The sequence below is a fragment of the Sporomusa intestinalis genome, from assembly GCF_055383785.1.
In genome coordinates, this window is the sequence record NZ_AP042390.1 from 4,148,881 (window position 1) to 4,163,760 (window position 14,880).

General features: G+C 51.9%; 10 protein-coding genes. 2 read left to right on the forward strand and 8 right to left on the reverse strand.

All coding sequences use genetic code 11. The annotated features are described in order from the left end of the window. Positions 1-230 precede the first annotated feature (230 nt). The 7 genes from ACZ481_RS19325 to ACZ481_RS19355 form a co-directional block, all read right to left on the reverse strand. On the reverse strand, positions 231-2,243 hold the full coding sequence (locus tag ACZ481_RS19325; protein WP_464766969.1) for a TonB-dependent receptor plug domain-containing protein: 2,013 nt from the start codon (positions 2,241-2,243) through the stop codon (positions 231-233). 13 nt (positions 2,244-2,256) lie between these two features. Then, a complete protein-coding gene (locus tag ACZ481_RS19330; protein WP_464766970.1) occupies positions 2,257-4,005 on the reverse strand; it encodes an ABC transporter ATP-binding protein in 1,749 nt (582 codons plus the stop codon). Then, positions 3,998-5,746, reverse strand: coding sequence for an ABC transporter ATP-binding protein (locus tag ACZ481_RS19335; RefSeq protein ID WP_464766971.1), 1,749 nt, complete (start codon positions 5,744-5,746; stop codon positions 3,998-4,000). The genes ACZ481_RS19330 and ACZ481_RS19335 overlap by 8 nt, the downstream gene beginning before the upstream one ends. A 181-nt stretch (positions 5,747-5,927) precedes the next feature. Next, the gene (locus tag ACZ481_RS19340) at positions 5,928-6,956 is read right to left on the reverse strand and encodes a helix-turn-helix domain-containing protein (protein ID WP_464766972.1); all 1,029 of its coding nucleotides are present in this window, start codon (positions 6,954-6,956) and stop codon (positions 5,928-5,930) included. 101 nt (positions 6,957-7,057) lie between these two features. Beyond that, positions 7,058-8,533 (reverse strand): ABC transporter ATP-binding protein, encoded by a 1,476-nt coding sequence (locus ACZ481_RS19345; protein WP_464766973.1) that lies wholly within the window; start codon positions 8,531-8,533, stop codon positions 7,058-7,060. Then, positions 8,530-9,357 (reverse strand): energy-coupling factor transporter transmembrane component T, encoded by an 828-nt coding sequence (locus ACZ481_RS19350; protein WP_464766974.1) that lies wholly within the window; start codon positions 9,355-9,357, stop codon positions 8,530-8,532. The genes ACZ481_RS19345 and ACZ481_RS19350 overlap by 4 nt, the downstream gene beginning before the upstream one ends. A 68-nt stretch (positions 9,358-9,425) precedes the next feature. Beyond that, a complete protein-coding gene (locus ACZ481_RS19355) occupies positions 9,426-10,019 on the reverse strand; it encodes an MptD family putative ECF transporter S component (RefSeq protein WP_464766975.1) in 594 nt (197 codons plus the stop codon). A gap of 243 nt (positions 10,020-10,262) precedes the next feature. Here ACZ481_RS19355 and ACZ481_RS19360 point away from each other — a divergent pair, with 243 nt between their 5' ends. Continuing rightward, positions 10,263-10,883 carry a DUF2271 domain-containing protein gene (locus ACZ481_RS19360; RefSeq protein WP_464766976.1) on the forward strand — a complete coding sequence of 207 codons (621 nt, stop codon included), beginning with the start codon at positions 10,263-10,265 and terminating at the stop codon, positions 10,881-10,883. A 137-nt stretch (positions 10,884-11,020) separates the two neighbouring features. On the opposite strand, the gene ACZ481_RS19365 is transcribed toward ACZ481_RS19360, so the two are convergent. Next, positions 11,021-12,985: a methyl-accepting chemotaxis protein gene (locus ACZ481_RS19365; RefSeq protein WP_464766977.1), complete on the reverse strand. Its 1,965-nt coding sequence runs from the start codon at positions 12,983-12,985 to the stop codon at positions 11,021-11,023. Between the two features lie 430 nt (positions 12,986-13,415). On the opposite strand from ACZ481_RS19365, the gene ACZ481_RS19370 reads away from it, so the two are divergent. Continuing rightward, positions 13,416-14,717: a methyl-accepting chemotaxis protein gene (locus ACZ481_RS19370; RefSeq protein ID WP_464766978.1), complete on the forward strand. Its 1,302-nt coding sequence runs from the start codon at positions 13,416-13,418 to the stop codon at positions 14,715-14,717. The last annotated feature ends 163 nt before the right edge of the window (positions 14,718-14,880 follow it).

Here is a 14,880-nt window from a genome sequence, read left to right on the forward strand (position 1 = left end):
AAATATCGTACCATGTCTTGCTGCAGGCGTCCATGGCCAAAAAGGATAAAAAATGCGGCAAAAAGGATTATCTGCACGGGAGCCTGCATTGCTCCATCTGATAGCCACAATAGTTTCACAAATAATGACTTCCCTGCTGTAGGCGTATGATAAACACAGCCATCGACGTCAAAAGAAGAGTGTCGCAGCCCGAGCCTGCCACACTCTTTTTAACGTGATCTCCCACCCTGTTACAAACGGCCTTCCACACCGACAACCACTTGCCGGGAAGACATGGGCTGAGCCCCAATGCCCATAACCCCCCATCCTGTCATATAATTTGTTTCATAAGCACGGTTGGTCAGGTTGTATACTTTGGCGTATATTTTGATATCCGGCCTCATTTGATAGCTGGCCGACAAATCCGTCACCCAATACTGCTTACTGGTAAAGGTCTCCAGACTGCGGCCGGTGCCGCCGCGCAGAGAAGCGCTGACATTCCAGGCGTTGTTATGGTAATTGACTCCCAGACGATAGGCATTAGGGCTGCTGTTGCTTTTGTCCAGGTTATAACCAGGGTTTTGACCGGCTTCACGAAGGCTGCCAGCGTCCTCCTCCACTCGCAGATAAGAATAACCGGCGGTCAGATCCCAGTGCCCGGTTAGCGGCTGAGATACCGCAATATCAATACCCTGTTTTTTCTGTTTCGCTATATTGTATACTTCACGGGTATATTTACCTATCGAGGTGTCTATATCGTAATAATCTTTAAATGCATCCTTTAAATAAGTGCTGAACACGCTGGCCTGAATAGCGGTTCCACCAGGCAGCCTGGTATTGATGCCCAAAGTGGTGGTATGGCCTCTCTCCGGTTTGAGACCGGCGGGATTTTTATGGTAATACAACCCCTCCGGCATAAACAGATCCACCGCATTGGGCCCCCTATACACCTGTCCCCATGACAGGTAGGCATTGGTCGTGGCATTCACCTTCCGGTTAAAGCCCAGCCGTACAGTTGACTTACCGTCATATTCACTGGGATCGTCATGACGCAAACCAGCCGTGAGCGTCCAACTTGAATCCAGAGTCCAGCGGTCTTCCAGGAACAGCCCCAGATTGCGAATTTTCCCGGTATACGTGTTAGAGGGATCAACCGCAGGCCCCAGGTAGGATGTGTAACCAGCGGTTGTATTGCGCCAGTCAAAGCCACCCAGCAGGGTGTGGCGGTCATTCAGGCGCCGGGTCTGGTTCCACTCAATGCCGTCTGCTTCCAGTTCGTAATGTGAACTGTTGACATTATATTTATAGCGATGCCAGAAAGAATTGTAATGATTGCGGTAAACCTGCAGATGATTGGTCACATTCTCGCCCTGCTTCCAGCGGTACGCCAGGGAGACATTATTCTGAATAGTTTCCCGGGAGGCGTCCGGACTATGGAACGCAATCCCCGGTTTAGATACCGGGTAGCCGGAATCCTCATCCAGATGATCAAAATAAAGGGTCAGTGTCCGATCTTCGCCTAACTCCTTATCAATTCTCATTGAAACTGTTTCCCTCGTAGTATCGCTTTTGGGCATGCGTTGAACCTTGCCGGTAGCCGGATCTTTATATTCATAGTAATCCTGCGTCCGCCGGTCAGCCGTGATCATATAGCCGGTATCACCACTTTTCCCGCCAGTCTGCAAACCATATCGCCTTGCTCCCCAACTGCCAAATTCAGTAGACGCGACCGTACGCTGTTTCGTCCCTTTTCGAGTAATAATATTGACTACGCCGCCAACCCCTGAACTGCCGTACAGTGACGAAGCGGCGCCTCTCACCACTTCAATTGACTCCACAGAGCTCAAATCAGGCAGCATGCCCAGACTGTAACCGGCCTGCGCACTATCTACCTGCTGCTCCCAATGAATCCGTCTCCCATCCACCAGGATAACTACCCGCTTATCGCCATTTAACACCACAGCCGCATTATCCGCCGAACTGCCGCCCCCCTCCACATCCACGTGGATACCAGCCTGGGTCAGGGCTTCGGTGATCGTGCTAATATTTTTTTGTTCAATTTCCGCCCGGCTGACCACTGTAACATTGGCCGCGGTTTCCGACACTTTTGTCGGCATGCGGCTGGCTGTCACCACATACTCGTCCAGACTGAACTCGGCCGCTTCCTCGGCCGCAGCCCGCTCCGGCCCGCCAAGGAGCAGCGACCCTCCCAGAACCAGGCACAGTAATTGTTTTTGCCGTGTGCTCATTTTTCTTTTAATCATCTTTTCTCCCCCTCTACCCTTGCGTACCCTTGCTAATTTTCCAGCTGCCGGCCGCTATTCGCCGCTGCCAGAAATCATGATACTGGCCTTGTTTCGCAATCAGCTCCGGATGAGTCCCTGTTTGCACAATCCGGCCTTCATCAATCACCAGGATTTGATCGGCGTCTTTTATTGTCGCCAAACGATGGGCGATGACCACCAGGGTTTTATCTTTGACAAGCTCGCTGATGGCCTGCTGGATATGCTGTTCATTTTCCGGGTCCACGCTGGCCGTGGCCTCATCCAGCAGGATAATCGGCGCATCCTTGAGGATGGCCCGGGCAATGGACAGCCGCTGCTTCTCGCCGCCTGACAGGGAGGAGCCGCCCTCGCCCACGATGGTGTCATAGCCTTGGTCCAGTTCCAGGATAAAATCATGGCAGCACGCCTTTTTGCAGGCGGCCTCCACTTCTTCCCGGCTGGCATCCGGCCGGCCGAAGCGAATGTTGTTGAGAATGGTATCGTTAAATAAATAGACATGCTGGAATACCATACTGATATTTCTCAACAGGCTGTCGCAGGTCATTTCCCGGATATCCACGCCGCCGATTTTCACCGCACCGGCCTGTACATCCCAAAACCGGGCAATCAGGCTGGCAATCGTGGTTTTGCCGCTGCCGGACCGGCCTATCAGGGCGGTCATAGTGCGTTCCGGCACAGTAAAGCTCACTTGCTTGAGGATTTGTTCCCGGTCATACGCAAAGCTGACATTGTCAAATTCGATGGTAAAATGCGGCAACGCGATATCTTTGCCAGCCTCATCAATAACGGCCTCCTTCTGAATCGCCTCATACCGGTTGAGAGCGGCTTCAATGATGCGTACTTTGACACTCAGGATACCCAGCGCCTTAAAGGGAAGATAAAATTGAAAAATAAAGATTAACAGCATCAGCGCCAAAGGCAAATCCATCGCCCGGGTAAGTGCGAAAGAGCCGGACGCCAATACGGTGAAGCCGATTCCGAGGGTAAAGCAATGATCAAACTGCAAACTGGCAGGAATAAATTTTTCTTCAAACCGGATCATGGCATCCCGGTAGGTTTTAAATTCCCGCTTTATTTTTCCGGCCCGGTCGCCGGTCAGATTAAAGGCCTTAATCACCGGAATTCCTTTGACATATTCAAGGACGGTGTCCACGAGGTGCGACTGAGCCTCCTGCCTGGCAGTGGCCTGCTGTTTGACCACGGTTTCTATCCGGCCTAACGCCGCTACCGCCAAAATCAGGGCAACCAGCGAGATCAAACCGATCCGGTAATCCAGAAGCGTTAACAGGCCGACACCAATCAGCGTGTTCAAATACCCTCTGATGATGTTAGACAGCGTAGACATGGAATGTTCTTCGATAAATACCAGATCTGATGTAATCACCGCGGTAATATTGCCGACATTGCCTGCGGTGAAATAACCCATAGGCAACCTTTTTAACCGGTCGCCGATCCGCATTCTTTCCCGGGCAACGATTGCATAGCCGGCCCCGCTTTGCCAGCCGTCCACCAGCCGCTTGGCCAGCGCCCTTAACACCACACTAGCCGTGACCATAATACCGGCCAGCCAGGCATCCTGGGTAGCAATACTGCCGTTCACAATTTTAATAAGGATGAATAAAACAGTAATAATAGGAACCTGCGCAAAGATGGCTTCCAGGACACTGAAAATAAAGGCAAGCTTGATTTTAGCCGCCTCTTCCCCGGCCAGAACCAAAAGGCGGCAGATGATCTTAAGCATGTTGGCCCCCCCTAATTCCCCAGTTGAGGGCCTGCTGATGGGCCTCCCACAGCGTGCGGTAGGTGGTGCACTTCGCCAGCAACCCGGCATGGCGGCCCTGCATCAGCAGGTTTCCCTTGTCCATCACCACAATGCTGTCAGCTTCCACTATGGTCGATAACCGGTGGGCGATGACGATCAGGGTTTTTCCGGCAATCAGCTGATTCAATGCCGCCTGGATTTTATCCTCATTTTCCGGATCGGTGAACGCGGTCGCTTCATCCAGAATAATAACCGGCGCGTTTTTCAGCAGCGCTCTGGCAATGGTAATGCGTTGCTTTTCCCCGCCGGAAAGCCTGCCCCCACCCTCGCCGGCCTGGGTGTCATAGCCCTGCTCCAGTTTCATAATGAAATCATGGCACCCGGCCAGCCTGGCCGCGGCGGTAACCTCCTCATCCCTGGCACCGGGCTTGCCGATACGGATATTCTCCCGAATGGAAGTCTTGAAAAGAAAGGTATCCTGGGCGACATAACTGATCAAACCCATTAATGTTTCCAAGGACATGGCCTTGATGTCAACGCCGCCGATGGTAATGCGGCCGTCTTTCACATCCCAAAAATGCACCAGCAGCTTGGCCAGCGTGCTTTTGCCGCTGCCCGAGGCCCCGACGATGGCCGTGACCGTGTTCGCCCGGGCGCAGAAGGACACCTGCCGGATCACTTCCTTGTTATCATAGGCAAAGCTGACCTCGTCAAATTCCACGTCATAGGTTTCCGGCTCAGGCCCCTGCTCGGCCACGGTCAGTTCCTGCCCGGCAAAGGTTTGTTCAAGCTGGCCGATTTTATGCTTAAGCACCGGAAGCGTGGGAAAAAACTCCACCAGCCGGACAAGCGGCTGCCCCAGACTCATGGCTAGCAGCAGAGCAAAAACGAAGGTCGCCAGCGGCAGCGTTCCCTGGATGTAAAACACGGTGCCTACAGGCAATAAAAACAGGATGGTGCAAGGCAGAACCGAGCCGTAAACCGCCATATAGGTCCAGGATTCATTGCACCAGGCCAACGAATATTTTTTATAGTTTTCAACCGACGCGATATAATTTTCATACGAACTGGTCGTCCGGTTGAAAACCTTGATCACTTCCATGCCGGAAATATATTCTACGATCGTGGCATTCATTTTCCGCGCCGCCGCATAATAGGGAGCCATTTTTTTGATGCCGGCCCGCATCAGCAATACCACGGCGACCAGGCCGATGCCGACGGACGCCAGGGAAAGCAGCGCCAGCCGCCAGTCCACGATAAACAAAATGCCGTAAACCACGACCGGCGCAAGGATATAGGGGATGCCCTCCGGCAGCATATGGGCCAGCAGCAGTTCCACGCTTTCGATATCATCCACAAAATTTTTCTTGTAGCTGCCGGCGCCTTTCGCCTGAATGTCTCCCAAAGGCAGCCGGGTCAGCTTGTCGGCAAATTTGATCCGCATTCCCAGCAGCGTGTCAAATGCCGCCTGGTGAGACGCGGCCAGTCCTTTGTGGAACAACAATGATTGTAATAATAAAGCAACGGCAACACCACCGCTCATGAGCAACAGATACCCCGCCGTGACGCTGTGTTGTTCCACAAAACGAATAATCATATCATAAATGATTACATACGGCGCCAGGCCAGCCATGACACTGCCAAGAATCAGGAAAAACGCCAGATACGTTTTGTTTCTGTGCTCCCGGGCATACAGTAAGATTTTTTTAAAACCATCCATTATTGAGCAGTCACCTCTTAACAACTCTTTTTGATATTGATTATCATAATCATTAACAAGAACATGATATCGTATTTTCTTCCTGCCTTCTACGTAAAACGGGAGCAAGTGATACGTAAAAAAGTATTTTAGGACCAGGGAAGTCAGACTCTCTCTGGTCCTAAAATACTTTTGGCACTTGCTATTCGGTTGCGGAAGGCGTACCGTCCCCGTCCGTCCGGGGCCGTGTTTGCTTTAGATATTCGGATGGGTTGACACCATACTTTTGCCTGAATTTCCCGGCAAAACGGCCGACGTCACTATAGCCGACCAGCAGAGCCGCTTCCGTAATTCTCAGCTTTTTCTCCTTCATTAACAACCGGGCGGCCTCCAGCCTTTTATCAATGATATAGGCATGAACCGGCAGCCCGAACAATTGTTTAAAGCCTATTTTCAGCTTATACTCATTGAGGCAGATCAGTCTTGCCAGTTTACCGATGGTTAGCGGCGCGGCAATATTGGCGTCAAGAATACTTCTGGCTTGCCGCAGGGCCTCTAGATCACAAGCGGACAATCTGGCCGCAGGCTCCGGCCCGGCCGTTGCCAAGAAGGTTTCGTCCAGGCAAACAGCAATGAGTTCCAGGATCTTCCCCTCCAGATAGATTCTCTTTACCTGATCGCAGTAGCGGCAGTTTATGATCTCATGGAGAATCAGCCTGACGGCCGGTGAGATGGTGCCGTTATGAAAACCGCCCCAGTCGCCGGTACGCGCCTGCGCTTGCCCCCGCTGCTCCAGAAAACCGGTTATAAGTTCCGAGGCTATATCAATATTGAGTCCCAGAACCCGCTGACCGGGCAGATGACAACTGCTGACGCCAATTCCCCGGTCCTGGCTGAACATGTAGCTTGCTCCGCCGGCGACCTCATATTCCTGTTTATTCCCCACCTGGCACAGGAAGCCTTCTCCCAGACAAAAAGCAAGCTTGTACAGGGAGTGGTCATGCCTGCCGCCCATGGTCATCTTCTTATAAAAGGTCATATCGCTTATCGATATAGTCATTGAGGGCTTGATAACAATCCGCCGGCAATAGCCCTTGCCGATGGCTGCCGGTATTTCCAGTTCGCTTTGAAACGAATCGGCTCGGAAAATACGGTCAAGTCCGGCACATACCGGGCAATTTTCGTCTTGCGGATTAAATATCTGCTGCTGAGGCACGGCATTATCTATCATGAGCATCCACTCCGCATTATTGATCGTGTAAAAATACAAAACTTATAATAGCTTCTCTACTTTATAAAGTCCTGTTAATCAGATTATAAACGAAACAAGGTTCAAGCAAGGTTAAACAAGCGTTTCAGTTGTATGAAATTATTGTCATCAAGAACAAAATCCGCCCCAATTTTTCCTTCTGCCAAATAGACAATCCTGGTACAGGTCTGCACGATAAACTCATAGTCATGGGTGATGACAAATACCGTCTTCCCCTCTTCCGCAACCTTCTGAATCATGGCAGCAACCCGCCGCATATTTTCTGCATCCAGGCCGCTGGTAGGTTCATCAAGAATCAGCAGCTCCGCCCCTTTGACCAGGGCCACGGCAATCGTCACCCGCTGTTTCTGGCCGCCCGAAAGCGAAGCAGGATGCCGGTTTCTGAAAGGGGAAAGACCAAGACTTTCCATCGCTTCCTCTATTTTAGCCGTTACCTGCGGCATGGCTTCATTTCCCAGCCCCAGTTCCTCCTCCACACTCTCGGTAAACAGCTGGTAGTCGGCATCCTGCATAACAAAATAGGAATGCTGCAAGCGTTTGCCGGCTTTGGCCGGAACAGATGCTATCCTTACTGTCCCTTTCTTTTCCCCCAGCAGCCCGCAAAGAATTTTGGCAAAAGTGCTTTTTCCTGCACCGTTTAAGCCGGCAACGCCAATAATCTCACCTTCTCCGGCCTTAAGGCACATTCTGTCCAGCACCTGCGAGCTGCCCCCATAGCCAAAACATAGACTGTCCAGTTCCAAACAACAGCCTTTCCCTGCCTGGTTGTTTCTATCACGCCGCTGCCAAGCCAGCTTTTCCGGAAAAATGGACCGCAGCCCCTTAGCCAGACGGTCTTCATCAGACATAGATAAAAAGTTCTGCCTGTCATATTCCGCTGTGATTCTTCCTTGCTCCATGTAAATCACCCGGTCGGCCAGGTTTCTTAGATAATGCAGGCGGTGCTCGGCGATAATGACAGTATGGCCCTGCTTTTTCAGCATACACAGAATACCCTGGAGTTCTGCCGTAGCTTGCTGGTCTAAATTAGCCGAAGGCTCATCCAGTACGAAAACAGAGGGACCTGCCGCGTGGACGGAAGCAATGGCAATCTTTTGCTTTTCTCCGCTTGACAACTGGAATATATTTTTCTCCAGCAGCTTCTCAATTTTCATTGCCGCCACCGTATCATGCAGCCGGCGGATCATTTCCGCTCTGGCGATGCCCTTGTTTTCACAGGCAAATACAATTTCGGAGGTAGTGTCCACAGTGAAAAATTGCGAACGGGGATCCTGGAATACAGAGCCGACCAATTGGGCAATCTGATGCAGCTTCATTGCGCGGATACTCCGGCCTGCCAGCAGGACCTCTCCCTGCAGGGACCCTTCATAAAAGTGCGGAATCAACCCGTTAAGCAGCCGGGTAATGGTGGTTTTGCCGCAGCCACTGCGGCCACAGAGCAAAACAAACTCGCCTTGTTTAATCTGCAGGTTTATGGAGGAAATACTCTCATCCCGGTCTGCGTGATAACTAAAACTTACCTCGTTTATCTCAATCACAGCCAGAGCCTCCCTGCCGGCAAAGTGGCAAATACATTGTGGTCCAGATACCAGAGCGCTGCCGCCAACGCAACGAAAAGGCCGGTAATCACTGCATCGGCAAAGAAAATCCGCACCTCCCGCAGCGACGTCCGCCGATTCTCTCCGTCGATGCCCCTGGTCAATGCGGCCGCCGACAGCTCATCAGACAGTTTTACGCTCCGTAACAGCAAGGGCACCAATATATACTCCATTGTCCGGACGGGCTGAAAAACCATTCCCTTGAGAGACAACTCGATATTGCGCATTTTCATGGTGTCCGTAATATAGCCGAGTTCCTCTTTCACCGTAGGCAAAAATCGTAAAAGTACCGCCAGCGGGATAACAACCGTTCGCGGCATGCTCATGTTTTCCATAGCAGTAATAAATTCATTTACCTTTATGGTTGTGACCAGCCAGCTTCCCAGCATGATAATCGGAACAAATTTCATTATGCTGTAAATAAAAACACCCAGCAGCACCTTGACACTTTCTATACCGGCCAAGGCTGTTAAAAAGTCTAGGGCCGAAAAACAAGCAAAAGCTGCCAGAAAACGGATACTTTTTTTACCAATGCCGGAAAACAGCATAATTGCGCCTGCAGCAATTACAAATAAATAGATAGTCATCTTCTGGGCGGTAAAAAAAATGGCGGTACTGAAAACCAGGGACAGGAGAATCTTTAGCCGGGGATCGGTATCCTTCATGGTTTTGCTTCTTTGCCCTAATAACAGGCTCTGTATTTTGCTATCCGGAAAAATGCTTATATCTTCTTGCTTAGTCATCATATCCAACTGCCGTACCATGTTACACCTCACAACTTTTACGTTAATGCCTGCTTCAACACAAGCACCAGATAATTTTAGCAGCACGGTTATACAATGCCGGCTTTAACAAAATGTTTTTTCAAAATCCTTTTGCCGAAAACAGCTCCCACTAAGGCCCCCGCTATAGACACCGCCACCACGCCCGCGAGCAACGGTCCGTTTAACAGTTCAATAAAAGTGTTAATATACCCCGCGTCATAGCCCCGGCTAACCGCCATAGCCCTGTAAGCATCGGCAAAAAATACCAGCGGGGCAAAAGAACCCAGGGAATAGCTGCCAATCAGGACTGCATAGCCGGTTGTAATTCTTCTAAAGCTCTTGTATGAGCCGTAAGTAATAATTTCGCCGATCATTGACGCAATAATAATTGCTATGACCAAAGGCCAGTATATGCCTAACAGCAGCAATACCGTCCCCTGTAAAATGCCACTAACCAGGAATGTGCCTGTTTTGGCAACCTTGACCATAAGCAGCATGAACACCACCCCCAGCGGCACGGCCGCTACCGCCGGCATAAACAGATACGTGGCCGGAAACATGCCCAGAGTCATGCCGACGACCGTAAAAATAACAATAAATACCGCATTCAGCACACCCAAAGTAATTAAGTCCTTAACCTGCAGCTTTTCCTTCCCTTCCATTCCATGATCCCCCTTTTCCGCCATCAGGCATAATAAAGAATCATAGCCAGCAGTTAGGCCCCTGGCTATGAACTTGACTCACTATACAGCCAATCATTGATAATCATTTTCATTTGTTTTTGTTTATTATAGATGATATCATAAAAATTGACAACCCTTTCCAGGAAAGATTTCACAGACCACCCAACCGGCGGAGACTCTTTCCAGGAAAGTATCCAGTTTTACCCACAGGGAGGTTTTGCCATGAGAATCATGAACCTGCTGCTGTTGCTGGTGCTAAGCGCGGCCTTGCTTGCGGCCTGCGGCAATACCAATCAGCCGGTGCGCAACGGTTCGGTCCAGGAGTACTCGTCCCGGACCGGGGCGGAAACGGCGGCGCCGGCGGTAAAAAGCCCGGGCCAGGTCACGGTCAGCTTTGACTATCAGCGTCAGCGCCAAAGAGCCAGTGATCAACTGGCCGTCTGGATTGAAGACACCCAGGGGCGGCATATCCGCACCCTGCTGGTCACCAGTTTCACAGCCAATGGCGGCTATCAGAAACGGCCCGAGGCCGTACCCCGCTGGCAGCAGGCCTTTGAGCCGGCCGGTACCAGCCGCCAGGTACTGGATGCCATTAGCTCGGCCACCCCCGAGTCCGGCCCGGTTGCCGTAAAGTGGGACTGCCGTAATCAGGCCGGCGAGGCGGTTCCCGCCGGTCTCTATGTCTATAAGGCCGAGGCCAATATTGAATGGGCCAAAACAGCGCTCTGGCAGGGCACCCTGCCGGTCGGCAACGAAGCCGCCGAGTCGGCGGCCACCCCTGTCACCGGCGACGGGCTCCTGCTGCAGGCTGTACGGGCCAGCTTTGTACCAACCCCTGAATAACGCCGTCAGCCTGCTCGTTTAACTGATCCAATTTGGGAACTGCCAACTGCATACTCCTACATACTCCCACAGCAAAGGGGCTGTCTCAAACAAGCATTGAGACAGCCCCTTATTGTATTGCCGGCCAACTTATTGATTTATATCTGAAATTTAGCCACCGCCGCCTGCAAATCCTGCGACAACCGGGCCAAAGCCTGACTGGCGGTTGAAATTTCTTCCATCGACGCCAGCTGCTCTTCGATAGCCGCCGAAACCCCCTGGGACTCGCCGGCCGATTTTTTGCTGAAGTCGTCAATCTTCTTCACCGACATGACCGTCTGCTGACTGCTGGCCGCCATCTGCTGGATGGAAGCGGAAATGGCTTGCACCTGATCAGATACCTGGGTAACCACCGCCATAATCTCCTTAAAAGCAACACCGGCGCCGTTGACCACAGCCGTCCCCCGCTGCACCTCCTGCGTGCCTTCATTCATGGCCGCTACCGCCTTGTCGGTCTCGCCCTGGATCTCGCCAATCAGCTCGGCAATTTTCTTGGCCGCTTCCTGCGACTGTTCGGCCAGCTTCCGCACCTCTTCCGCGACCACGGCAAAGCCGCGGCCCTGCTCGCCGGCCCGGGCCGCCTCAATCGCGGCATTTAAGGCCAGCAGGTTTGTCTGCCCGGCAATGCCGGAAATAGTGTCCACAATCTGGCCGATTTCCTTGGACCGCTCCCCTAGCTGCACAACAACCTGGGCCGAGGCATTGACAGTATCCCTGATCTGGTTCATCTGGACAACCGCCTTTTCCACCTCCTGGTCGCCATTTTTAGCTTTATCGGCCGCCTGTGCCGACTGGCTGACCACCTGATTGGCGTCTGCGGCTATTTGCTGAATTCCGGTCGATAATTTTTCCATAATGTCCGTAGTCTCATTAGCCACTTCCATTTGAGCGGCAGCCCCAGCAGCCACCTCCGTAATCGATGACGCAATATGGTTGGCGGCCTGTGTCGATTGTTCCGAGTTGGCCGTAAGCTGTTCGGCCGAGTTGGCGACAAGCCCGGCATTATCCTGAATCTTACGGATAAGCTCGGTCAGGTTGCTGATCATCGCATTAAAGGCCTCGGCCAGCAGCCCAATCTCATCGTTCGCTTTTATCTCCATTTTTTTGACCGACAAATTCCCGGCAGCCACACTTTTGGCGGCCGCAACCAGGGCCAGAATGGGTTTAATGGCAATACCGGCAAGAACAAAGGCAATACCGCCGGTAAGAATAATTAAAAACAAGCCGATAAAGGCCGTATAGGTCGCGTCGTCAATGCTTTTGGCGACAGCTGTGTTATAGGGGATTTCCGTACAAATCAGCCAGCCGGATTTTTCATGTTTCATATAGCTTACCAGCATCTGCTGATTGTCTATCTTCACTTCCTCGGCCCCGCTGCTGCCGCCCAAACCGCGTTGGACAAAAGCAAACCCCGACATGTCCGTCCGTTCCTCCGGCTTTTGCATGTCCTTAGTCGGATGGGCCAGCAGCTTGCCCTCCTGGTCCAGAATATAGACGGTAACCTGATCTTTCGATAAGCCTTTGACAAATTCATTTAAAACTGACAGCTCGACCGTGCCCTGAATAACCCCGTTTACCTTGCCGTCACTGCCTTGCACCGGCGTGGCCAGCACCGAAATAAGATGCCCATTGTCCTTGCTTACAAGCACTTCCGAGATAACCTCCGCCTGTCCCTGCATGGCCAGCTTAAAAAAGTTGCGGTCTGACACATTAGTGAGCCGGAGATCGTCACTTCTGGCAACCTGCGTCCCATTGGCCCCGGTAACGACAATCGGATTAAGATCCGTATACACCTTGGCGGCCTCGGCAATCAGGGGCTTGATGCCGGCCGCATCCTGGGCCCGCACACTGGGGTTGGTCGACAGGACTTTTACCCCGTATAAATTCTTATCAATAAAATTATTTATCTTTTCCTGAACAATTTCCGTTCGCTTCAAATTCTCCGATAAGGCTGTTTCTTTTGCTGTTTCCATCGAATTGTTTAAGCTGATACCCGTAAAAATGATAAGCGGCAGTGAACTGGCAACCAGTAGTGCTAATGTTAGTTTTTTCTTAATGTCCATAAATTGCCTCCTCGTTTTTGAAACAGTTACTGAATTAACTTGCCCCTTAGAAGACGGTTGCGCATCAAACTCCTTTCCTTTACCCTTGATAACTTTATACTCCAGCCTTCCTCTCTATCTAAAGCACCTGGCAATACCAACAGAATAATAAGAAAAATCGTTCTATTCTATTCTACCTGTTCATGCCACTTTATGAAATAAGACAAAAGTCCCATATCACCGGCACCGGCAGGCACTGAGCATACTATTCCAGCCGCGGATGACTCACGGGGACGGTTCTCTTGAGTCAAAAACAAACTCCGGCTTGTACCGGAGCAAGTCTGAGTTTCAACTCCTGTCAAAATTAACAAATTGACAGCAGGTAATTGCTGCCAGCCAGCGAAGATTATATGTATTATTAGCAATACAGCATAGTCGGAGGTGCTGAAGTATGAGTATCAAAAACAAAATAATTATGGTTATGCTTTCATCCCTGCTTATCACCACATTACTGGTAAGTGCACTGCAGTTGTATACTGTCTATCGTTCCTCCGGGCACGACGCAGCCTTCAACCTGGAGATGTTAAACGGAATCTATTCCGGCATCCAGAGCAGTGCCCTGGCCCTGCTCGCCGCCCTGATTATCGTGGGTATCGGCTCCTGGCTGATTGTCGGCCGTTTATTTCAGCCGCTTACGTCTATGGCCAGGGAGGTATCCCGTCTGGGCCAGGGTGACTTAACCCTGGCCATTGACAATAAGTCACAGGATGAAATCGGCCAGCTGTCCGCTGTGATTAACGTAACGGCGGAAAATCTGCGGGATATTGTCGGCACAGTACAAACCAATGCCCGGCTGATCGCTTCCGCCAGCGAAGAATTGGCCGCCTCTACCGATGAAGTGGGCCGGGCAGTCGGCCAGGTGGCCCAAACCGCAGGCGAGATCGCCAAAGGTACGGAAGAAACGGGCCGGATGATGCAAAATGCCGCCAGCCGGACAGCCGAGCTCAGTGAGCTGTCAGGGGCGGTTACCCAGGAAATGCAGCTATTAAATCAAAATGCCCAGTCTATCGGCACAGCGGCGGCCAAAGGTCAGACCGCCATTCACCGGGCCACCGATGTTATTCAGGGCATTGCCGACACTACACAGATTAATGCCGGCCTGGCCGGTAATCTCAGTACAAAATCCCAGCAGGTAAGAGACATTGTGGAGATGATTAACGCCATTGCCGGCCAGACGAACCTGCTGGCCCTGAATGCCGCCATTGAGGCCGCCCGGGCCGGCGAGCACGGCCGCGGCTTTGCGGTGGTGGCCGAGGAAGTGCGGAAGCTGGCCGAACAATCCAGCCAGGCCTCCGCCCAGATTGAAACAATTATCCATGATATGCTGACTGATATCGACAAGGTTGTCAGCGAGTCAGGCAAAGCGACAAGCGCAGTGGCCAACGGGGTGACAACGATCCATGAGGCGAACGCCAGCTTTAGCGATATCAACGACCACATTGCGGCCACGGTGAATAAAGTTACTGCGGTCACGCAGCTGGCCGGGCAGCAGGCCCAGGCCGCCAATGCCCTGAAAGAGGTGGTCCAGAATGTGGCCGCCGTGACCGAACAGGCGGCAGCCGCCACCGAAACAACGGCCGCCAGCGCCGAGGAGGTTAACGCCTCGGTCGAAGAAATCACGGCCAATGCCGCCTCGCTTAGCCAGGTGGCCGGTGAACTGCAGGCTGCGGTCGCCAAATTCAAATTAGCCTGACCGGCTTTGGCTGGTCGCAAACAAAGCAGTAAAAAACGTAACGCCTGTATCTTGGGATAACGCTTTCTCTCCCTTTGGCAAAGCCATGGATGTTATATAAGTTCCGCGGGAGCAAAAAATCCGCCGTTATTCCGGTGACTACGGAACGGCGGATTTTTGGTCC

Coding starts and splice junctions, on each gene's coding strand:
- ACZ481_RS19350 (WP_464766974.1), bottom strand. CDS start 9,357: ATGGTACGGCAGTTGGATATGATGACTAAGCAAGAAGATATAAGCATT.
- ACZ481_RS19330 (WP_464766970.1), bottom strand. CDS start 4,005: ATGCTTAAGATCATCTGCCGCCTTTTGGTTCTGGCCGGGGAAGAGGCG.
- ACZ481_RS19335 (WP_464766971.1), bottom strand. CDS start 5,746: ATGGATGGTTTTAAAAAAATCTTACTGTATGCCCGGGAGCACAGAAAC.
- ACZ481_RS19360 (WP_464766976.1), top strand. CDS start 10,263: ATGAGAATCATGAACCTGCTGCTGTTGCTGGTGCTAAGCGCGGCCTTG.
- ACZ481_RS19365 (WP_464766977.1), bottom strand. CDS start 12,985: ATGGACATTAAGAAAAAACTAACATTAGCACTACTGGTTGCCAGTTCA.
- ACZ481_RS19340 (WP_464766972.1), bottom strand. CDS start 6,956: ATGATAGATAATGCCGTGCCTCAGCAGCAGATATTTAATCCGCAAGAC.
- ACZ481_RS19325 (WP_464766969.1), bottom strand. CDS start 2,243: ATGATTAAAAGAAAAATGAGCACACGGCAAAAACAATTACTGTGCCTG.
- ACZ481_RS19355 (WP_464766975.1), bottom strand. CDS start 10,019: ATGGAAGGGAAGGAAAAGCTGCAGGTTAAGGACTTAATTACTTTGGGT.
- ACZ481_RS19370 (WP_464766978.1), top strand. CDS start 13,416: ATGAGTATCAAAAACAAAATAATTATGGTTATGCTTTCATCCCTGCTT.